Here is a 20990-nt window from a genome sequence, read left to right as displayed (position 1 = left end):
TGAACCTGAATAAATTTTGAAAATAATGAATGCAATATACCTTAAACCATGGTCAACTTAAAACCACTCTCTGTTGAAGATGTCTCACCATTTTATGAATGGCTCAATGACGATTTATCTATTAAATATTCCCTCTCTCTTTTTCAGTCACTCCGATCAAAGGATCATATAGACAATTGGTTTCTATCCGTTGTCAACGATTCTAAAAATTTTAATCGTGGAATTTTCCTAAACGATTCGAATAAACTGATTGGGTATGCGGGCATTTGTAATATTTCCAAGCTAAACAGATCCGGAGAGTATTTTATCTTTATAGGGAATCGCCAAGAATGGGGGAAAGGGATAGGCTCTTTAGTTACCAAATTAATCCTAGATATAGGGTTTGGAAATCTAGGGCTCAATAGAATTATGCTTACGGTATCTGAACCGAATTATGCAGCGATAAAAGCATATGAAAACGCAGGATTTCAATTGGAAGGAAGAATGCGTAAAGCCTGTTTTAGGGATAATCAATTTCACGACAAGCTATTGATGTCAATCCTGGAAGATGAATGGCACGATAGAAGAAACCTAAGTATAAAATAAAATTAATCGCTACATATCCCCACACTATTTTGAATAAAATGTTTTTGGATACAACTTCTTAAAAGCGTTGTAGACCGCTTGATGTATTACAGTGGAATGCAATTCATCAGGCATGTAATCAAATACAAAATGAATTTTTTTATTGTTATTAAGTATATCAGATAACGCTATGGCCTCGTCATACATTCTCACATCTTCTTCTTTATTGGGCACACCAAGATAAACTTTTACATCTTTTTTCAAATTACCTTGTAGAAACTTCTCCGCTTTTTTCAATAATGACTCCTCGCCCCACCACAAACTTGGGCTTATAATAATATAGTCATCAAATAGTTCGGGTTGTTTTAATAGTATCTCTACGGAAAGAAGCCCAGCCAGTGATTCTCCTATTAAAGTCTGTTTTCCATTCGATTTATAATTGCCACTTATGTAAGGAATCAATTCATTTTTCATGAAGGTTCTATATTTTTCGGAACCACCATACGAGGGAAAGCTAGCTTTTTGAAAACCTTCCTTTTCTATAAAATCTGTATTTTCAACAGGGAAGGTAAAATCTCTTCTACGTGTATTTCCACCTATTCCAACAACAATACTTTGAGGGAATCTATCGATCCAGGGTTGTGTACTGAAACGGACAATACCCGCAATATGAAAAAAATCTTCATCAACACCACCATCAAGAACATATACAATTGGATAGCGAACAGCATCATTGGGGTTATAATTGTCGGGAAGATAAATGTTGATCATTCTGTCTTCACCCAAAACTTTTGAATGCAAAATCTCTGACCTCCCCATCAATAAAGGAGTACCATTTTGTGCCAAACAATCTGTATTAAAAATAAAGAAAATTAAAAGAATGAGCATTCTATTACCAATCATATCCGATATATTGCGCTTACCAAGACTGTTTTTTTGAATAATCCTATATTGAAATCCTTGACTATTCGACATAATATCCCTAAGACCTGCCAACATTTTTGTTCAACAAATTACCAGCACAATTTACAATGAAAATTAATATAATTGTTAGTTTTTTATTTTTTGAGCATAATTAAATGATTCTTTCACAACGATAACCCCACTCAAACATCTTTCTAACAATGCTGTTGGTCTCAATTTCCAATTGTGAAGATTCAATTCTTAGAATACGTTCTTCATCGTCAAGATCGAAATTAATTTTATAAGAGGAAAAGAGGCTGACAAGAGTTGCAACAATTCGCTGTGCATCCTTCATTCGATAAACATTGGTTTTAAATATTTCGACTCGTTTCATTAGATCTGATTAAGTTCAATTCAAGAAATACGGTGTTAATCCTATTCTATTTACTCATTCTAAACTACAATACAGCGCGTGCAACAGCTACAAAATTTAGATAAACACAGTAAAAAACTCGGTAAGTATGGTAAATTAAACGGTAAACAACAGGCTGCTATTTAATAACTGAATTATAACCGTTCATAAATCCCTGAATAAGTTCAGGTAGATTTAATAATAAAAATACGCAAATGACAATAGCAATAATGGCATAAAAAAACCACGACGAACTTTTCTTTTTCATAACAAGCTATTTAAGAATAATCAATTTAAAAATATAGGCTTCACAAAGATGGAAATTGCGCTAGAGCGCTGCAAAACAGAACAGACGCCATAACATACCCTCTTGATTTTCAATATAACTCAATATACGAAATTAATCTATATAACAATAAAGTAATTTAAAAATTATATTTTTCAAAAAATAAAAACAGTCACTTCAAATAAGAAAGTTAATGTTACAAAATAGAATCTTTGTAATCCATGTATAGTTGAACCTTATCTTGTCGCATATTGTGTAGGATACTGGGCTTAATAGTGCGATTGATTGAAGATTTATATTCTACTATAGTGTCCCCAATATTGGCCTGAGGATCTTTGGTTTTCACATTGGTAGAGATGGTTATCAATCCTACTATAGTTAAAATTACCAATGAATTAAAGAAGTGTATCATAAATAAAGATTGAATAGTTTATCAATCCAATTTCAAAAAATAAACTTTAAAAAACCATAAGTTTTCGGCGAAAGAACAATTTCCATCGGTAAACAACAGACTTTTACCTATAAACCGTTCAGCTTTTGCTATAAACAATTACACAAGAGAATTCCATACTAAATTTCCTGTCATATAGTATTTTTTTTTCAAACAGATTTTCAGAGGCTCTTGACCATACTAAAAAACAACGCGTTATAACCTACGCTAAGTTCGCGGTCCAATATTAAGTTTTCTTTAATTTTGATGCTTCCTATTTAGTCTGACTACTCAATTTCGTAAATATGTCCCATGAAAAGAATAGGAACATTCATTTTGACAACGTGCATGTTTGCAACCTCGCAGCTCACGTTCAGTCAAAACAATATACAAAATAGAATTAGTTCATTTTGGAAAGCAATAAAGTTGGACTACCAAATGGCTGGACACTAACCTCTGTTGGGAAACAAATAGAACTCGAAGACTTACCGCTGAACTTAGTTATCAATCATCATAAAAAGCTGGCAGCTGTCAGCAATAGTATCGGATTTACTGCTTGCCATTGATCAGTATCCTAACTACTCTCCCTTTTTGAGAATCCCTCGAGCAACTCCAGCATCGATCAATTTTTCTGCATATTCCCACAATACTGCTGAGCCATCCTTGATGACAGATTTTTTTGCATAAACCTTTTCATAATTTACACCAGGTTCATTCCAGGTTCCACCATTATTGGAACTATTCTGTAAAAGTGGTTCCAATCGATCCATCGCTCGTGCGAACTGTGCTTCTGGCGTTTGGCCAGCTTCAAATTCTTCCCAGATCGCAATGAGTTCCTCTGCTTGCTGCCCAGGCAAAATTCCAAAAATCCGCTGAGCTGCCAAACGCTCCGCACCTGTATTGGTATGATTTTTTTCTGTATCATAGATAAAAGTATCACCTGCATCAATTTCGACGATATCGTGTATCAATACCATTTTGACTACCTTCAATAAATCCACTGATTGATTTGCGTGTTCTGAAAGTACAATAGCCATGAGGGCAAGATCCCAACTATGTTCAGCGTCATTTTCGGGACGGTCACTATTGAAAAGTTTTGTCCTGCGCTGGATATATTTAATCTTATCGATCTCCTTAATAAACTCGATCTGTTGTAATAATTTGTCTGAAAGCATCATCCTGAATCACTAATACAATTGAATAATATATAAAATTACTCTTTTTGAGCCACAGCCTACTTGTCATTTGGCAAATTCATTCAAACCATATATTATTGACACCCATCGGACAATGTAAACTACCGAAATAATCGCAACATTTATTAAATTTGATTGACATCAAATCCCATTGTGATTTATGAAAAAAATAGGCTTTTTATCTTTTGGCCATTGGTCCAAGCATCCCGCATATAGTACGCAGACCGCAAGCGATACTTTATTGCAATCCATCGATCTAGCAGTAGCTGCTGAAGAAATAGGCATAGATGGTGCATATTTCCGTGTACACCATTTTGCGAATCAGCTAGCATCTCCCTTTCCTCTATTATCGGCCATTGGAGCCAAAACCTCCAAAATTGAGATCGGCACCGGCGTCATCGATATGCGCTATGAAAACCCCCTTTATATGGTGGAAGACGCAGGAGCTGCAGATCTAATCTCCGGGGGCAGATTGCAGCTCGGCATCAGCAGAGGATCGCCTGAACAAGTAATAGATGGTTGGCGTTACTTTGGTTACAATATCAACGAGGGCGAAACAGATGCTGATATGGGAAGGCAAAAAGCATTGGAATTTTTAGAAAAACTTAAAGGAATTGGTTTCGCTGAACCAAATCCCTATCCAATGTTTCCAAACCCGCCCGGTTTGCTGAGACTCGAACCCCATTCGGAAGGGTTACGTGACCGTATCTGGTGGGGAGCAGCATCGAATGCCACGGCTGTATGGGCTGCTCAAAACAGGATGCACCTGCAAAGTTCCACTTTGAAATATGATGAAAATGGCAAACCTTTTCATATTCAGCAGGCCGAACAAATACGTTTATACAAAGAGGCCTGGAAGGAAGCAGGGCACCCTGGTGAACCCCGCGTTTCGGTCAGTCGATCCATATTCGCTCTGGTCGATGATTTAGATCGTTATTACTTCGGGCAAGAGGCTGACAAAACAGATAAAATTGGGGTAATAGAATCGGACAAGCGGACGATTTTTGGGCGAAGTTATGCCGCAGAACCAGATCAACTCGTGAAAGAACTAGCGCAAGATGAAGCAATACAGGAAGCAGACACGCTATTATTGACCATTCCAAATACGCTAGGGGTCGACTACAATGTCCACATTCTTTCAGCCATTTTGGAACACGTAGCTCCCGAACTTGGTTGGCGTTAACTCCACTCTCGTATGATAAAGAACATTCGCTACAAAACAAAAATTGCAGTCATTGGTGCGGGTCAGGCTGGACTTTCTGCTGCTTATCATTTGAAGAAGCTCGGACTTAAAATCGGGCCGGATTTTATCATCTTGGATGAAGCCTCTGCACCAGGAGGAGCCTGGCAATTTCGCTGGGACTCCCTTACCTTAAGTACAGTCAATAAAATACACGATTTGCCCGGCATGTCGTTTGAGGAGACTTTATCAACAAAAGGGGCGGAAGTTCAGGCAAACACCGCTGTTCCCCATTATTTTAAACTTTATGAAGAAAAATTTGGACTTCAAGTATATCGACCAGCTAAAGTAGAAAAAGTCTACTTGTACCAAGATCGCTTTCATATCGATACGGCAGAAACTCTTTTCTCAGCACTCGGTATTATCAACGCCACCGGAACATGGGAAAACCCCTATATTCCTACCTATCCAGGTGCAGAATTATTTCGTGGCGAGCAACTTCACACAAAGGATTTTAAAACTGCAGAGTATTTTCGTGGCAAACATGTTATTGTTGTTGGAGCCGGTATTTCTGCCATTCAGCTATTGGACCAAATCTCGAAGGTTACAACGACAACCTGGGTAACACGACGACCACCTTTATTCAGAGAGGGGCCATTTGATGACATGGCTGGGCATAATGCTGTTGCTATGGTAGAGGAACGTGTACGGTTGGGGCTTTCACCTTTGTCTGTCGTTTCCGTTACGGGCCTCCCCTATTCTACAGAAATCCAGGAGATGGAAAAACGGCGTGTCCTTCAACGTTTTCCAATGTTTCAAGAAATAACAGAAAGGGGGATCAAATGGGCCGATGGAACAGAACAAAAAGCAGATGTTATACTTTGGAATACAGGCTTTAAAAGTTCATTGAGCCATCTAGACGCAGTGCTACCAAAAGAAAAACAGGGTGGCATTCAAATGGCAGGAAGACTAGCGACTATGGTCGCTAAAGAACCAAGAATTCACCTCGTGGGTTATGGTCCATCAGCATCGACAATCGGTGCAAACCGTGCAGGTAGCGCCGCAGCTAGAGAACTTCTAAAAACGCTTTCAGCTGCCGACCTGAACACAAATACATTTAGTGGAAACCAGTTATAATGATAGTTTCAATTTTGAGTACTTAAATTACTGGAACATGCACAATTATTTCAGGTAAGAAGAGAAAATTCCCTTTCTTATTTCAAATAAATCGGATTACATCCGTAGACTTTAGATATACCATGATATTACAAATCCGCTAATGAAAATCTTAGGGCAACTCCATCTTATAATAGATTTTTAAGTATATTTAAACGTACAACAGGTCGTAATCAAAAGCCAACAAAGTTAATTGATGAATTCTCAAATTATCAGCCCTGATACATCCATTACATTATTCGTAAAGGCGATCCTGGTATTTGAAAGTCAGAAAAATGATCGCATAAACTTACCTTTTTATGCTGATGGTTACCCTGGTCTATTGTTTCAACGATGCTATGGTGATTTTACAATCAAGCCCCATGATAAAAAGATGCCGACGATTTTTCTCTATGGTCAGACAATAAAACCGATTTCAATAGATGTAACAGGGCCTTTTCAGATTATCGTTTTTCAATTTTACCCATTTGTATTACGCCGATTTTGGGGTATCTCGCCCGAAAGCATAAACGACGACTGCTATGATCTAGATGCTCCTTCAAATAGAGCCTTCCACCAACTAAGCAGTACATTATTCTCATCTTCAAATGCTGAAAACAGCATCCAACTATTAACACAATCGCTCCTCAGCTTTTTCGATAGCAAGAAATATAACATAGATTTTTCGATTCAGCGAGCAATTCTCGAAATCATCAAAAAAAAGGGCCAAATCATTATTAAGGAAATTGCAAAAAAAGAAGCATTGAACATCCGAACTTTTGAAAGAAGGTTTTTCAAGGAAACTGGGGTGTCCGCTAAACAATTCGCTAAAATGGTACAGTTTCAGGCCGCTTTGAAACAGCTTAATAGCAAAGATTTCCAAAAGCTAACGGAAATTGTTTATGAAAATGGGTTCTCCGACCAATCGCACTTTATTCGTGTCTTTAAGACTTTCACAGGAACAACGCCAACATCATTTAACAAAAAGTAGGTTACTGTCGTTTTTATTCTATATTGACTCACTGTTTATCACAACTTTTGTATTGTCTAAGGGCGAGCTCAACGAAAGTGTGTAATTTCTTAAAGCCTCAACTTCTTCGAAAGATTTGCTATAAGAAAACAATGCTTTGATAAATTAGAGCTCCTAGAGAATTAGGTTCAGTAAAACATTGTACATCAAAAAAAATATAGACATGAAATCGCAAGACATCATTTTAGCGCTGGCAACAATATTTTCGGCTATCATATCAGGCTTGTTTTTTTCGTATACCTTTTCGGTCAATTTGGGTCTACATAAACTCAACGATAAAGCCTTTTTGATGGCGATGCAAAATATCAATAAAGAAATACTAAACTCAGCTTTTTACTGCTGTTTTCTAGGCGCACCACTTTTGTTATTCATGGCTACCATATTATTTTTTGATCTGTATTCACCAAAATTTTATCTAATCCTAGCAGCATGCCTAAGCTATATTATTGGTGTATTTGTGGTTACAGGCACGCAAAATGTACCCTTAAATAATCAATTAGCCTCGATAGACCTATCGATATCTTCAGAAAAATCGTTAAGACTTGCACGTGACACCTTTGAAAAACCCTGGGTATTTTGGAATAACATCCGAACTTGCTCTTCTTTACTTACACTCACCTGTTTAGTTATTAACTTGGTCTTTTTTAAATCAAAAAATTGATCATAACATTGGGCTAATAGTATAAGATCAAATCCCTTACAACCTGTTTACAGACATTTCCGCCGAAATAAAACTTGAGTTTATCATTTACCTATCTCTTATAGACGAAAAAAAGCCCAAGGCATGCGAATTTAAATTCATTCCCCCCGAATTTAAATCAAGTGCTAAAACCTCTTCCTCAATACCTTACTTTTATAAAAATTGATCAACGAATGTTATTGAATGTGAGCTTAAATCATCATGAAGGCATGTATATTGATGATTCAAAGAAATCTTCACGAAACTGCCAAAACATACATGAGCCGAAGTTGTCTATCAATAAAAAGGGTCTTTACAATTAAAAAGGAGCATAGCAGTACGAAGTATGTTATGTTCAAAATAATATACAATTAATGAAATTTTTCCCCATGAAAACAAAACACTTAATTTCGACATCATTGTTAGTATCTTCTGCCATAGCGTTGTTCACATCTTGCAATGGCAGTTCTGTCGATACGGTAAAAGCTATCGAATCAAACTACGACAATCAAAACAAAACCATTACGTTAACAGGTGAATTTGATGCACCATCCTTTACATTCTCATCAGGTAAATCAAAAACTATGGCCATGAATTTCGTAGTTAAATCCCATGCATTTAGTTCTGAAAAATTCACTGCATTCAGCGTTATATTACCTGTAGGGACAGAAAAAAACAATGTTTTATTTGAAATTCCCGCAGATCAGAAAAATTATACGCTTAAGAACTTTTATGTATTTGACGATAAGGGAGAAAAAATCAATCTAGATTCCCATACAACCTTCAAGATGAAGGGAACCGTTCACTACAGTGAAATGGAAAAACCTGAAACTGAACGGGAAAAAGATAATTTTTCCTATAAAATAACCGATGTAAGCTTTGTAAAAGACTAAAATTAACAACAATTGATAGCATAAGAAATAAAAAAGCCAGATTTCAAAACCTGGCTTCAAAAATAAACATATGATGATTAGTAAATGGTAAGTCCATAGGTACAACTTAGTAAATAGTTCGATTTACTCAAAAATGCCTCCACCCCGCCCTGACAACCTACGCACATGTACCTATTATTTCAATTGAACGCCACGGACATGCCTGAATAATGAGCAACCAATATTCTCGTCACGTTATCGGCCTTCTTAACGTTAAATATATACTAGGTGCGCCAAGACAGCACGCAACAACATGTCCGCAAACGTTCAATTTATAATCAAATATAGAAATAAAAACTAATTATATTAGTTTTTATTTCTATATTTTTTAGCAAAAACGTAAAGACTTGATACGGAGAACTTTCAATTTAATAGCGGGGGGATTGGATTAATTTATCGCACCTATAGCCTAAACAAAAAGGTCCACCTATAAACGTTGATATGAAAAGACGAACCATCAAAACGATCATATTCTGAGTTAGGCTGTTCCTAAAGCGAACGGCTAATATCTACAACATTAAAAATTTGGTCAACATCATCTAAACTTACTTCAAAATCCGGGTATCTTGTTTTATCAGTATTTAGCGAACGAAGGGTAAGAATTCCGTTATTGACATCATGATGAGCAATTTCTTTGATAATAACTCCTTCATATTTATGTACAACAACCCAATAACGATATTTGTGGGTATGAAATTTTGATTGCCATAACTCCCTTTTAATCAAACGTCCCGTCACAATATCGCCGTCCAATACACTTGCATCGGTTCCATCGGTCATACTATCACCACTAACTTCAAAAGAACGATAGGCACCTTTATGGAACTCATTGACCGTAATAAAATGTGCCGGTAAATCGTCCATATATTCAGCATCAGAAAAGCCTGACAAATACCCCGCTTTAGCTTTCTCTGTCACAAGTTTTGTCTGCATCAAATATCGTCCTGGGGAAACTTCAAAAAATATATTATTCTTATTTTCGTCAATAAACTTGACGTCCTCCGAAAAATACCCTATTGACTTACCGTTACCAATACTAAGCATTGCTATCGTGTCGGGGTGCATTAAAGGAGTTATCTCCACTCTTTCACCTTTTCCATACACCAACCAGTCATACTGAACCTGAGGAAAAGCCGCTTGAATACGTGTTTTCATCGTAAGTCCAATAGGATACTCTCCTTTTTTAATACGCGAGTACACCTGTTCGCGTACCCCCAATAAAGACGCGAATTCACGGTTAGTAACACGCATCTCCAAGCGTAAAACTTCAAAGTTATTATTTGGATAAGTTTCCATAGTCGATCGGGTATTTAACAAATGTTACACAAATATATAACAATCTGACACTAAGTTACACAACTTATTAAACCTAAACAAACAGACAATCAAAATAAAACAATAAAAACCTAATTACCAATAAATTATAGTTAAACAAATAAGTTTATATTTCCATATAAAAAGTAAAAATAAGCTTCGAATAAACTTGTTTGATTAACAAATTTGTTTAACTTTGTTTAACATCAATAGACTATATTAAATTCATAGAATAGACGGACAGGGTAGTAAGTAAATTAGCTATTCACTGGATTTGCAATTAGCGAGACTAGAATCAGTTCATACTTAAAGATAAAAAGAAAATGGAACAGCTCATGACACAACATCCTAGACAGCACATTGTTTACGCAGTAGATTATCATCAACGACAAAAACACAACAGTAATTTAAAAAAAGAAGAAAGCAGTACAATAACCGACAAAAATAGCTCACAAGGTATGAACTCACTATATTATTCATTCATCATGAGTTTCTTGAAAGAAAATCATCCTGAAATACTAAAATCCATCGATAAGATATATGAATCTGACCTTTCCAAAATCAGTCAAGTAATTGACTGCTATTGTCAATTTGTGGGTATACCTTCTCAACAGATTATGGGTGAATATATCAATTATAAGGATATTCAGCATCGTTACAAAGCTATCGCCGTTGTTCTACGTATTTTTCAGCCGGAAAAATTAGATAATCTGAAAACAAAAGTAAAAAGTAGCATATATAAGGAACTTGGCCCTTATTTAAAAATAAATAATGACACATTACAGAAATCTATCATCTGTGCTTGTAATCAATTTGACCTCTATCGTGATTTCAAAAAGGAAATTAAACAGATTGCCAATTATTACCTTATTGACAGGCATTTCGATGGGGTTTAGTATTATTTGTACAATCACACCTGCTCTGCTAATTCGGCAATTCTGCCCGGTTCCAAAAATATAGTCCTTGAATTTTAAATACTCAAGGACTATTTTGTGCTTCTTATCTGAATTTCATTAAAAATAATAGTAACATTTTTTAATCGGAAACTACCAAGACTCAACAAACTTACGTTTCTTTATCCACCAAATAATAAAACCGACCAATACACCGCAACCCATTAAAAAATAAAGAAGGCTTGACACCGCTGGTTTTGAAACCTCTTTTGATTGTGCTTTGCGTAGCTCCATTTTCGTTTCAATTTGTTGACGACTTTCTACCTTCTGAGCTTTCCAATTGGTATCGAACCCACTCTCAAGCTGCAGCTTTTCAGAATAATGCTCCTTTTTAGTATAGACTTTTCCCTTACGTAGCTGAACTGCACCATCCTGCATAATCTGGATCCCTTCACCTTCAATTTGCATCACATATTCATCTGTTACCAAAACCTCTTTATCTGATCGAACAATTTGTATATGTTCCGTGTTCTGTGCTATAGTAGCATAATTGGTATTTTTCTCTTTGACACCAAACTCTTGTGATCCCTTGGTTTTCTCAACCTTTCTAAACAAACCGCAGCTGCTAACCAGTAGCAGCATTGCGATTATCTGTAGTGTATTCTTCATTTTTAACGCGCTTTAATTCAATCTGTAACCTATTATGAAGTTTCATGAGATCATCATATTTCACTTGCAAATCCGCTAAGGTCTTAGCGCAAGACGTACGTTCGTCATTTGCCAAACGTAACCCTTCATTAAGATCTTCGATGATCGTCCGTAATTGCTCAATATCTTTCTCTAATCTATTGGCATATCCTTCCCATTTTTCAATTACCTTTCCGGCATTCTCAACATTTGTTGCCTCCACTTCAGCTTGCTGCTTGGGCCTTCCAACAAAATACCCCCCTACAGCTGTCACTAAAGGGATAATCAATTTCTCCAAAATCTCAAGTAATTCCATTATAACTTCCTTTTGTTAACGGTTTAAATTTTTCCCAGGGAAACTGTATCCCTGGATCCTCCTTTCTTCCAGGCGCAATATCCGAATGCCCCAAAATCTCCCGAATTGAATAAGTACGGACAATTGTTTTACACACAGCTATCGCAACATTGATCTGTTTTTCGGTGTAGCTCTCCGTACCCTTATTTTGCAATTCAATTCCAATGCTACAATTATTCAAATCTCTTTGACCGGCCCAGGTACTAAGGCCCGCATGCCAACATTTAATATTAAAAGGGGCCAATTGCGTTATAACACCATCACGACTGATATGAAGATGGGCGGAGACCTTGCTCCGGGAATCAGTCATCCAATCAATTGCACTCGTTGCATTGGATGCACCATCGTAGTGCATAATAATATAAACGGGTTTAATAATTCCACCTTTGTTTGGTGTATCTCTATAGGCAACACCGATCAATTTGTTTTCTTTAATTTCCATATCACGAACTTTTTTTATGACTTAACCTGTTTCTACGCTAAAAAAATTACCATTGTGTATTAAAAAAGGGAAACACACTTTATCAGTCGTTATTTAGCTTCTATTTTTATACAAAGTTAAGTGTGATCCTTTGTCGCAGAACGGACTATTAGCTGGATGTAAGCGGTAGGTTACAGATACCGAATATTACACAAAATTTTCTTCGGTGTACGCGTTCACCAAAAGTGAATTTAACAGGACTAACTCTTCATAGTCCCCTCAAAAGCAGACAATAACACAACAAAATATTACTAAAATTTATGAGGGAACATGTTATCAAGACCGTGATATCATTGTCAAGCCATATCACCACAGACCTCACATCATTGACGAGGCATCAAACATTTCTTGTGCTGCTTTGTTATTTGTTTGTTATAGCATAGGATGAGTTATACCGTGAAGGCTAGGAAGTTGGTTCGCCTAGCCTTTTTTGACGAATAAAAACAACATATCTGACTGATCCGCCCCTCGCAATGACATAATCATTTTTTACAGAGGTTTCAATTTACACGATATTGCTTCCATGGCCCTGCCGACAATACCATTTACAGTACCATCACAAATCTAGTTGACATAAATCCTACGATTTTTTATTAAATTCGTAGGAGAGAAATCTAAATTCAATAGATTATATGTTACATCCAAAAATGAGATTGATTGACATCGTCATTTAACTTTACATGCTTGAATCTTGATTTATAATACAATGAACAAGTTTGCTTTATTAGTTGGAAACGACATTAATAATATTTCACCAGGAATAAGCTGGAGTGATTTACTACACAACATCAAAGAAAAGTATAAAGTCAGCTCATTAGAAAATGGACAAAAACCTTTTCCTATGTTGTATGAGGAAATATTCCTTAACGCAATTCGAGAAAAACATATTAATGAAAGAGAACTCAAAACCTATATATCGGATTGCGTCTCTCAAATCAATCAAAACGAAATACACCAATTAATTCGGGATCTTTCGATCGAAAACATAATCACCACTAACTATGAATTCAGCTTAGAAGGAGAAATCGCCACAGCAAATACCGGCTTAATCCGTGAAACGACCTACAGTGTATTTCGTAAACACCAAATCGGCAACACGAGCTATTGGCATATACACGGTGACTGCCTAAATCCATCTTCCATTAACCTAGGTTATGAACATTACTGTGGGCAATTGCAAAAAATGAGGGATTATGTGGTTGTTGGGACAAATTATAATTCACAAACGGTCTACAAGGCTGCACTAATTAAAAGATTAAGCCGAAAAAAGGATACTAAACTCCAATCCTGGATTGATTTATTTTTCACACAGGATATCCACATTCTAGGTCTATCGCTTGATTTTGTAGAAATAGACCTTTGGTGGCTGCTAACCTATCGCGCCAGAAATAAGTATTATAGACGAAGCGCATTTATTGAAAATCAACTCTTTTATTATACAACTAAAAAATGGTATGCACTCTCCAAAGATAAAATGCAATTACTTCAAGCAAACGATGTTGAAATTGTCGTTATTGACGAAACCAATAAAACTAAATACTACAAGAAAGTCCTCGCAGGCATAAAAAATAGATATAAGCTACCCAGCAAAATATTAAGTTGAACCATACAGCAATTCATAGATTTTCAGCTTGTTATCATGTCATTAATAGAAAAAGAATTTCGCGCTGCCAAACTAAACAAATTTACATTAAGCATTGAAAATTTTCTGAATAGTCTATTCTTAAGGAAAACAAAGTTTATACTTACCAAACCCTTTTCAGCAATAAAATTGAAAAGTGAAATTAGCCATGTAGTTTATTTAAACTGGATGGTGCCTCTCGCCAGAATTCAACAATTCGTCCCCCCAGGAATTACCCTCGATCCTGTCGGTAACCATGTTTTATTTTCAGTGCTAACTTACCGCCATGGCCATTTCGGCCCTGCAAAACTATATCATTTACAATCCTTATATGGGTCACCTCTACAGAGTAATTGGAGACTTTACATCAGTCAAACCCAAGAGCAATTTAAAGTGCCTACAGTCCTATTTCTCGCAAATGTAATGAGTAGCCAGATCTATTGCATCGGTAGTCGTTTATTCAGTAGCATGATGTATACACATCAACCTTTGGCTTTCCAACATAACCATATCGGCGTTCAAACTCACACCAAAATAATCCCTGGAAGAAGCAATGCACCAGACTTGGAGGTTGTTTGCCAACCCTGTGATCACTGGAATATTCCAAGTCAATTTCTCCAGCTGTCGAAAGATATCAATCAACTCCTGAATAAAATAATTATTCAGGACCAAGCCTTAACTCCACTGGACAATGGCCTATTCCGACAGGCGAATATTGCGTTAAAGTTCGATCCAAAAGACATAAGACCTTTAAAAATTGATTTCTTTAGAAGCGAAACATTAGCTGATATTGTTCAGCATGAAAAGTGTTTTGCTTTTGAAATACCGGCGGTCTCATTTTTTATGAATCACGAAAAAACAATAAAATTATGAACTTTATCGATTTTAGTATAGCTGTATTGCTCGCAAACGCGATGCCCCATTTTATTTTTGGAATAACAAAAGTTCGCTTCTTAGGGCTTTTTGGTTATACGGCAACAGCAAATATTTGTTATGCACTATGCCAATGTATAGTCGGAATCGGTCTGTTTCATCACAAATACGGGTTAGATAAACTTTTTAGCAATGGTTTTGCACTTGGCAGCACATTAGTTCTGATACTTTATTTTATTTTCGGTAGCTTACTGCTTGTGAAGTTCCAGAAAAAATAAATATTCTTTTTCTGGAAACTCCCTTTGTTACTCTATACTACTTAAGGTGATTTAAGGTTGTTAATCCGCCGATGGATGGCTAAAAAATTCCAACATAGCAGATAAAGCAGTAGCCGAATGCATGCGATCACTATTTTCCAATGTATCCTGCGTTGCTTCTGCCCCCCTTCTTATCATGTCTTTTTCAAAATAAGATAATGCTTCCAGCAAAGATTCATGTTTCCCATTTGTCAGGCATTCAGCCAACTCGAAGGCATCCTGCATTGCTACATTCGCCCCCTCCCCAGCAAATGGTGGCATACGATGAGCTGCATCTCCGATCATTGTAAGGTTAGTCTGTGTTTCCCAGTGTTGATCAAGAGCAAAATAATATTGGGGACGGGGTATAAACTGTACATTGTCATTCACAAAAAACTCATCCCAAACCGTGGTCCATCCAGGGAAATGATCTTTAAGCCATTGCGATACTTGCTTATTGTCCTTAAAATCAATTCTAGCCTTATTATAATCTTCTTCTAGAATCTTTGTACTTGCAACAAACATCATTGAACCGTCACCTTTTGTACCATATCCAATAAATTGTTCCGATCCAAAAGCCATCACTTTACCACCGTTCGCCAATTTAAAGAGATGAGGAGCATTCTTTTCAGCATCATAGATATTTCCCTCAACCAATGTAATTCCCGAATATATAGGCGTTAGATTACTTAAGTAAGGACGTACTCTTGAATTTGCTCCATCTGCTGCGATCACCAGATCGGCATATGCATCCACTGCATATTTAAAATGCAACAACCAACCTTCACCATATCTTTCCATTGCAACAAATTGACTATCCCAAACAACGGTATGCGGTTCCAAGGCATTCAATAAGATATCTCGCAAAGGGGCTCGGTCTATTTCCGGTCGATTTTCGGCGACTGACTGCTCTTCATCATGGTCATCAAATTTTACGATGAGATCCTGATCAACGATACGCAGCTTACTCGCAGTCGGTCGATGATATTTATAGAACTCTTCCATTAATCCTGCGCGTTTCATCGCTTCAAGTCCCGTCCCTTCATGAAGATCCAAAGTAGAGCCCTGTACACGAACTTCAGGATTTAAATCCCGCTCATAAACGGATACATCAGCCCCCTTTAACTGTAATAATCGAGCTAACGTAAGGCCGCCAATTCCACCGCCAATTATGGCTATTTTTTTATTTTGTATTAACATCTTATTTGTTTTAAAATTCATAAAACAAAACTATTGAGATGTAAGCGATGATAATAGTATAAATCGGTCGTTTTTATTTTTTAACAGCTCTTTGGGAACTACTCCCGAAAATTTCTTAATCTCTTTAATAAAATGGGTCTGATCGAAAAAATGTTCCTCTGGAAAAAGTTTCCCTTTTGCAATGTGATCCAATGAGGACCTAAAACGTAAAATATTACAGTACGACTTTAAAGAAAGTCCAAATTGCTGATTAAAATAACGATTGATTTGCCTGCTGTTCCAAAAAATCTGTTCGGAGAGTTCGGCAACTGAAATCGCTCCCTTACGCTGATAGATCAGTTCAAATAACTTACGCTTTCGCTCATCAATCATAGAAGGAAGAAGTGACTAATAATTTGTATAGATTTGACCACAAATAACTCAAAATCAACACATCAAACTCAAAAACCAAAATCAGTCACAAGAAACTTACCGTATTGATGATGCCGGCAATACTTTCTTTAAAATATACTCCGCCCCAAGCAATTTAAAGCTGATACAAATAGTTGTCCGTCAATAGGAATAGTCGCTTCTTCATGGGGCATTGTTCCTAGACCAAGTAAAGCGATCCTAAAGTTATCTACAGAAGATTTGAAAAGAAACAAATCAACACGTCCATCTGGCAAACCGATGGTTTCCTTTATAACGCCAGATTCATTACGCAAACACCAGCTGCGGCCAATGTATACCGCTCTTCTGTATTCCCAAAGACCTCTTACTCAAAAAGCATTGAACTTGGTGCTGTAATTGGTTATAAGTCTGGATGGAACCTTTGGCTATCGTGAATTCACCACCAACAAACAGGTACTGGAAGATGGTTTAAAATAAAACACCTATATTTAGGTTCAAAATCATTTCGATGGAGTTATTTCCGACAATAGATATTCAAGAATTTAGAAAAGACCAGCTTGCAGGTAATCAAGGATATTTATACTCGGAATTGCGTGGTGAACATCATATAGCGCGTCCACATCAACATCACTTTTTTTTATTGGTACTTTTTGACCAAGCAGAAGGTGTCCATACGATTGATTTTAAAGATTATCACATTGATCGTCATCAAATCCATATCCTGTTTCCGAAGCAAGTTCATAGCTGGAAATTAGGAGCCAATACAACTGGTTTCCAATTGATGGTCGATAGAGAATACTTCGAGAAATTTTCACCCAATTTCCGTTTTTCATTCGCTTACTATCAACGTAATCCTGTTATCTCACTCTCCAACGAAACATTTGCTCTACTTTATTATGAATTTAATGCGATAAGAAAAGAACTTGAGGACCACAATTGTGTTCCTGCTATTATCTATTCTCGCACAGCTGTGATCGCATCGATACTAAGCAAAGAGGTACAAAAGGTAGTCCAAAATGAACAAAATAATGAATCCAATCCTCGTCTCTTAAAGTTACAGGAGTTAATTGATATCCATTTTCGGCATGAGAAGTCGGTATCTTTTTATGCGAAAGAACTTAATATATCCACCCCGCACCTTACTAAAATCTGTCGTCAAAAGCTCGAAGTATCTCCAAGCCAGCTCATTCAGCAGCGAACTATCTTGGAAGCAAAACGATTGTTAAAAGCAACCGGTCTATCTATCAAAGAAATTTCGTTCAAACTTGGTTTCGTCGACTCTCCTTACTTCTCCAATTTTTTCAAACAACATACAGGTCTGAATCCAAAGCAATTTAGAACGGACTGAGGTTCGCCAATACCTAGCATAAACTAAATTTTGCTCCAATACTTCTTCGTTAAAAATAAACAGTAAGTCCATTTGCGAAACAAAAACTTGTTATTTTTACATAAAAACACCATTATCAATGATTTCTGAGCTTATTAACCTTGTAATGGACACAACTCTTTTCATCTTTGGCCAAGGTTCCAGTAACGACCGTCCTGAGAAAGAAAAAATAATTTCAAATTTGGGCCTGTCTTTGACGCTAGTTGCTGCTTTGGTTGTTACGCTACTTCCCCACAGTCGGATTGCACCAATTGATTTCTTTTGGATTATACCTGTTAGTTTATCAATGGGTTTTATCCTACTTTTTATCCCGCTTCGACTACGCTGGGTAGCACCATGGAGAATCGCGACATACATCAAAGCTTCTCTTAGTTTTTCCTGCTTAGTTTGGATTGCAATTCTTATTTTTATCTTTTGACTTTAACGCGCTAAAAATGGCAATAAAAGATATTAAAATTGTAAAAACTGAAATTCTATCAGACAACTGGTACACTTTAAAAAAAGTGACTTATCAATACAGCAAACCCGATGGTACGGTACAGCAACAAAGCCGAGAAGCTTATGATCGTGGCAATGGAGCTGTCATTTTACTCTATAATACCAGTACTCAAACAGTCATATTAACAAGACAATTTCGAATACCCACCTACATCAACGGAAATGAATCAGGCATGCTTATCGAAGCTTGTGCAGGTCTACTTGATCAAGATTCTCCACACGACTGTATACGAAGGGAAACAGAAGAAGAAACAGGCTATCAGATCAAGGAGGCAAAAAAGATCTTTGAAGCTTATATGTCTCCAGGTTCTGTAACTGAAATTCTACATTTTTTTATAGCAGAATACACCAATAACATGAAAGTTGGCGATGGCGGTGGTTTAGAAGAAGAGGAAGAGCATATTGAGATTCTAGAAATCAATATCAAAGAAGCACTACATATGATTGATACAGGTGAAATCAAAGATGGTAAAACCATTATGCTACTACAATATATTCGATTAAAAGATATACTGTAGACGCCCAATTTATATGATTAGGGCTAGTGATTAACTTTCTCAAAGATAAACTTCGGGTCTTGGAAATTGATGGTTGAAGGTATATAATGTGGAATTCCCATATACACTTGCTCCGTTCCTGTACCTAAAATATACAGAGACCCTTTTTTTAATAAAACAAAGGGTCTTCTTTTTTTCTGTCCCCAGCCAAATGGTGTATAATAATAGTCCCCAAGCAATGTGTCTTTTTGGATATTGCCGCGAATATCTCCCGAATCAACCTCACCTCCAGGTCTATAAAAGAACAATTGACCATGAAAACGGCTCTCAAAAAGATTAAGATCCAAACGGGCACTATCACGTTCACTATGCGCTATATAACTCAATACTTTAGTATCTTGTCTCCGCTCTTCACAGCTTATTAACAGCAGAGCCGAAAAAATAAAATAAACAGCAATCGAAAATAAACGCATTTTTCTTTTGATCTACGATAATTAACCCTGCCTCAAGATAAACACAAAATTCAACAATACACAAGGAAATTGACATAAGATGCTTTTTCCAAACTCGATTTACTTAGATGCTCTATATAAGAGAACTTAATGCGACCTACACTTCACCAAATCTCCTATTTTTTTCCTTCCATTCAACATAGTTCGCTTTTAAGCAGTGCCCACAAGGACGATATTGATGCTGTAGCGCTTCTTGCTCAGTGGCAAAAAAGACCCTGTTCTCCCGCTTCATCCTTTTTCCGGAAATACAACAAAGCAATCCATAAATTTTTAGTTTTTCATTGCCTCCTAAGCGAATTTCTCCCGTTCGAATCTTGGCGTGCAATGAAGCATCTGATATATTTTTATGCCATTCCATTGTGCGGGTTTTATCTCTCGGCGTCGTGAAAAATAATACCCAACGCATGGCGTTCACCTGCCGTAACTTCACTCACCCCGTGTTTCATATTAACCCTAAAATATCCGATTCGTCCTTTCTCAGGCCTAAAATTTGTTGCAAATAGGACGAGATCTCCCTTTTGGGGTTTCAAAACAATAGCCTTTGACTGCGCTCGAGGTATTTGTTGCGTTAGGACAAATTCCCCCCCTGTAAAATCTATTTGTGGCTCGTTCAACATAAACACCGCTTGCATCGGAAAATAGACTTCTCCATATAAGTCCTGATGTAGGGTATTGAAACCTCCTTGACTATATTTCAAAATCAATACTGTTGCCTGTTCTTGTCCTTTCAAGCGGCAATCCGTCAAAAGGTCTTCATGTTTCATCGAAAACGACTTATCGACTTTCAGCGCGCGAAACCAAGCATTAGCAATGACGGCCAGATGGGGATAAAGTTGAGATCGAATCGTTTGAATCAACTCAGGTAGTGGGTAGTCAAAATATTTGTACTCTCCTATTCCGAATCGATATCTCTCCATAACGACAGTTTTGCGGAAGAGCCTCGAATCGTAATACCCGTCTTTTAATAGATCGCATTGTAAATCTGTTAATAGATTTGGAATGACCACATAACCATGTTTATGCATTTCCTCTGTAATCGCAGACCAATTTAGATTTTCTATGTTTTGAATGACATTTTCCATAGCACGAATCTCCATATTATAGTCCTGCCAAAAAATCCGAAATATGCTAATATGATGTATAATAAAAGGAACGCGAACATTTATCGCTCAAGACAATCCATATCACAAAAAAAAGGACTAAATACAGGCTGGTGTAT

25 protein-coding genes are annotated in these 20990 nt (G+C 36.8%); 13 read left to right on the top strand and 12 right to left on the bottom strand.

The annotated features are described in order from the left end of the window. Positions 1–48: 48 nt before the first annotated feature. A complete protein-coding gene (locus BV902_RS07385; RefSeq protein ID WP_075991380.1) occupies positions 49–585 on the top strand; it encodes a GNAT family N-acetyltransferase in 537 nt (178 codons plus the stop codon). A 24-nt stretch (positions 586–609) separates the two neighbouring features. Here the strand turns inward: BV902_RS07385 and BV902_RS07380 are convergent, their stop codons facing one another. From BV902_RS07380 to BV902_RS07365, 3 genes are all read right to left on the bottom strand, one after another. Further along, positions 610–1467 carry an alpha/beta hydrolase gene (locus tag BV902_RS07380; RefSeq protein ID WP_075994664.1) on the bottom strand — a complete coding sequence of 286 codons (858 nt, stop codon included), beginning with the start codon at positions 1465–1467 and terminating at the stop codon, positions 610–612. Positions 1468–1639: 172 nt separating this feature from the next. Then, positions 1640–1861, bottom strand: a complete 222-nt coding sequence (locus BV902_RS07375) for a methyltransferase type 11 (protein WP_075991379.1) — start codon at positions 1859–1861, stop codon at positions 1640–1642. Between the two features lie 1312 nt (positions 1862–3173). Further along, complete coding sequence (locus tag BV902_RS07365) at positions 3174–3773, bottom strand: HD domain-containing protein (RefSeq protein WP_237242012.1); 600 nt, start codon at positions 3771–3773, stop codon at positions 3174–3176. Positions 3774–3951: 178 nt separating this feature from the next. On the opposite strand from BV902_RS07365, the gene BV902_RS07360 reads away from it, so the two are divergent. The 5 genes from BV902_RS07360 to BV902_RS07340 all read left to right on the top strand — a co-directional run bounded on the left by BV902_RS07360 (position 3952) and on the right by BV902_RS07340 (position 8728). Beyond that, positions 3952–4974, top strand: a complete 1023-nt coding sequence (locus BV902_RS07360; RefSeq protein WP_075991377.1) for an LLM class flavin-dependent oxidoreductase — start codon at positions 3952–3954, stop codon at positions 4972–4974. Positions 4975–4986: 12 nt separating this feature from the next. After that, entirely contained in the window at positions 4987–6108 is a 1122-nt protein-coding gene (locus tag BV902_RS07355) for an NAD(P)-binding domain-containing protein (protein ID WP_075991376.1), read from the top strand. 235 nt (positions 6109–6343) lie between these two features. Then, a complete protein-coding gene (locus BV902_RS07350) occupies positions 6344–7117 on the top strand; it encodes a helix-turn-helix domain-containing protein (protein ID WP_075991375.1) in 774 nt (257 codons plus the stop codon). 202 nt (positions 7118–7319) lie between these two features. Beyond that, positions 7320–7817 carry an anthrone oxygenase family protein gene (locus BV902_RS28655; RefSeq protein WP_075991374.1) on the top strand — a complete coding sequence of 166 codons (498 nt, stop codon included), beginning with the start codon at positions 7320–7322 and terminating at the stop codon, positions 7815–7817. Between the two features lie 407 nt (positions 7818–8224). Then, entirely contained in the window at positions 8225–8728 is a 504-nt protein-coding gene (locus BV902_RS07340; RefSeq protein WP_075991373.1) for a hypothetical protein, read from the top strand. A gap of 528 nt (positions 8729–9256) precedes the next feature. Here the strand turns inward: BV902_RS07340 and BV902_RS07335 are convergent. Continuing rightward, positions 9257–10063, bottom strand: coding sequence for a LexA family transcriptional regulator (locus BV902_RS07335; protein ID WP_075991372.1), 807 nt, complete (start codon positions 10061–10063; stop codon positions 9257–9259). A gap of 341 nt (positions 10064–10404) precedes the next feature. On the opposite strand from BV902_RS07335, the gene BV902_RS07330 reads away from it, so the two are divergent. Further along, positions 10405–10977, top strand: coding sequence for a hypothetical protein (locus BV902_RS07330; protein ID WP_075991371.1), 573 nt, complete (start codon positions 10405–10407; stop codon positions 10975–10977). 150 nt (positions 10978–11127) lie between these two features. On the opposite strand, the gene BV902_RS07325 is transcribed toward BV902_RS07330, so the two are convergent. The 3 genes from BV902_RS07325 to BV902_RS07315 are packed head-to-tail and all read right to left on the bottom strand — an operon-like array spanning position 11128 to position 12458. After that, on the bottom strand, positions 11128–11643 hold the full coding sequence (locus tag BV902_RS07325; protein WP_157625930.1) for a hypothetical protein: 516 nt from the start codon (positions 11641–11643) through the stop codon (positions 11128–11130). Next, positions 11600–11977: a hypothetical protein gene (locus tag BV902_RS07320; protein ID WP_075991369.1), complete on the bottom strand. Its 378-nt coding sequence runs from the start codon at positions 11975–11977 to the stop codon at positions 11600–11602. Before BV902_RS07320 ends, BV902_RS07325 begins: the two co-directional genes overlap by 44 nt. Next, a complete protein-coding gene (locus tag BV902_RS07315; protein ID WP_075991368.1) occupies positions 11964–12458 on the bottom strand; it encodes an N-acetylmuramoyl-L-alanine amidase in 495 nt (164 codons plus the stop codon). Before BV902_RS07315 ends, BV902_RS07320 begins: the two co-directional genes overlap by 14 nt. Positions 12459–13203: 745 nt before the next feature. Between BV902_RS07315 and BV902_RS07310 the strand changes: the two genes are divergently transcribed. Genes BV902_RS07310 through BV902_RS07300 form a run of 3 tightly spaced genes read left to right on the top strand, consistent with a single transcriptional unit; the run spans position 13204 to position 15269 of the window. Beyond that, the gene (locus BV902_RS07310; protein WP_075991367.1) at positions 13204–14100 is read left to right on the top strand and encodes an SIR2 family protein; all 897 of its coding nucleotides are present in this window, start codon (positions 13204–13206) and stop codon (positions 14098–14100) included. A gap of 36 nt (positions 14101–14136) precedes the next feature. Then, positions 14137–14991 (top strand): DUF2071 domain-containing protein, encoded by an 855-nt coding sequence (locus BV902_RS07305; RefSeq protein ID WP_075991366.1) that lies wholly within the window; start codon positions 14137–14139, stop codon positions 14989–14991. Next, positions 14988–15269, top strand: coding sequence for a hypothetical protein (locus tag BV902_RS07300; RefSeq protein WP_075991365.1), 282 nt, complete (start codon positions 14988–14990; stop codon positions 15267–15269). The genes BV902_RS07305 and BV902_RS07300 overlap by 4 nt, the downstream gene beginning before the upstream one ends. A 60-nt stretch (positions 15270–15329) precedes the next feature. Here the strand turns inward: BV902_RS07300 and BV902_RS07295 are convergent, their stop codons facing one another. Together BV902_RS07295 and BV902_RS27255 are read right to left on the bottom strand one after the other, a co-directional pair. Further along, positions 15330–16487, bottom strand: a complete 1158-nt coding sequence (locus BV902_RS07295) for an FAD-dependent oxidoreductase (RefSeq protein WP_075994662.1) — start codon at positions 16485–16487, stop codon at positions 15330–15332. Positions 16488–16517: 30 nt separating this feature from the next. Further along, positions 16518–16859 (bottom strand): helix-turn-helix domain-containing protein, encoded by a 342-nt coding sequence (locus BV902_RS27255; protein WP_216640438.1) that lies wholly within the window; start codon positions 16857–16859, stop codon positions 16518–16520. Between the two features lie 526 nt (positions 16860–17385). Between BV902_RS27255 and BV902_RS07285 the strand changes: the two genes are divergently transcribed. From BV902_RS07285 to nudK, 3 genes are all read left to right on the top strand, one after another. Next, the gene (locus BV902_RS07285) at positions 17386–18225 is read left to right on the top strand and encodes a helix-turn-helix domain-containing protein (RefSeq protein ID WP_083663504.1); all 840 of its coding nucleotides are present in this window, start codon (positions 17386–17388) and stop codon (positions 18223–18225) included. A gap of 118 nt (positions 18226–18343) precedes the next feature. Continuing rightward, on the top strand, positions 18344–18682 hold the full coding sequence (locus BV902_RS07280; RefSeq protein WP_075991363.1) for a hypothetical protein: 339 nt from the start codon (positions 18344–18346) through the stop codon (positions 18680–18682). Positions 18683–18698: 16 nt separating this feature from the next. After that, positions 18699–19280 (top strand): GDP-mannose pyrophosphatase NudK, encoded by a 582-nt coding sequence (gene nudK / locus BV902_RS07275; protein ID WP_075991362.1) that lies wholly within the window; start codon positions 18699–18701, stop codon positions 19278–19280. Between the two features lie 23 nt (positions 19281–19303). On the opposite strand, the gene BV902_RS07270 is transcribed toward nudK, so the two are convergent. From BV902_RS07270 to BV902_RS07260, 3 genes are all read right to left on the bottom strand, one after another. Then, positions 19304–19732, bottom strand: coding sequence for a hypothetical protein (locus BV902_RS07270; RefSeq protein ID WP_075991361.1), 429 nt, complete (start codon positions 19730–19732; stop codon positions 19304–19306). A 136-nt stretch (positions 19733–19868) separates the two neighbouring features. After that, positions 19869–20129 carry an Ada metal-binding domain-containing protein gene (locus tag BV902_RS07265; RefSeq protein WP_075991360.1) on the bottom strand — a complete coding sequence of 87 codons (261 nt, stop codon included), beginning with the start codon at positions 20127–20129 and terminating at the stop codon, positions 19869–19871. Positions 20130–20139: 10 nt separating this feature from the next. Continuing rightward, positions 20140–20853, bottom strand: a complete 714-nt coding sequence (locus BV902_RS07260; RefSeq protein ID WP_075994661.1) for a 2OG-Fe(II) oxygenase — start codon at positions 20851–20853, stop codon at positions 20140–20142. Positions 20854–20990 lie beyond the last annotated feature (137 nt).

The sequence above is a fragment of the Sphingobacterium sp. B29 genome (genome assembly GCF_001952815.1).
Classification (GTDB): Bacteria; Bacteroidota; Bacteroidia; order Sphingobacteriales; family Sphingobacteriaceae; genus Sphingobacterium; species Sphingobacterium siyangense.
The sequence above is the reverse complement of the archived record's forward strand: the minus strand, read 5'-3'. Positions and strand labels throughout refer to the sequence as shown.